We start from the raw sequence: 397 nt of genomic DNA, 5'->3' as shown, positions 1-397 counted from the left end.
TGATATTGAGTGCAACAAGTTCCAAATCAGAGAGTTTTGGAACTCTTATTTTCTTAGTAGTTTTGATATGACTGCAGATTTTTGTCAATTCTCTTAAAATAATTTCGTAATTTTGAATAAGATTGTTTATGTATTTAATTAATTGATATCCAATTAAATATACGGTTTTTCAATCAAATGAACAATCTTTTTCCAGTATATTCTCTAAATGCACAACAGGTTTTATTTATAATTTCATCAACTTCGATCTCAATTTTTAAATAGTTTAACTTTGTAGGCTTCCCTTTTTTAGTACGATTTAAAATTAGACAATTTTTCATATTGTACCCAATTTATTTTCTGTTAATTTATAACAGCAAGTTTCTGTTTTTCCTTTTCTCTGTATTTCACAGGAGAC

At 25.9% G+C, this 397-nt stretch carries 1 pseudogene; it reads right to left on the bottom strand.

Going from position 1 to position 397, the window contains the following annotated elements:
- Positions 1 to 130: pseudogene (locus GNY06_RS15355) on the bottom strand (IS982 family transposase); the annotation flags it as partial.
- Between the last annotated feature and the right edge of the window lie 267 nt (positions 131 to 397).

Source organism: Elizabethkingia argenteiflava (assembly GCF_009904105.1).
GTDB classification, from domain to species: domain Bacteria; phylum Bacteroidota; class Bacteroidia; order Flavobacteriales; family Weeksellaceae; genus Elizabethkingia; species Elizabethkingia argenteiflava.
Note: the sequence above shows the minus strand (reverse complement) of the source record. Positions and strands in the feature narration are given on the sequence as shown.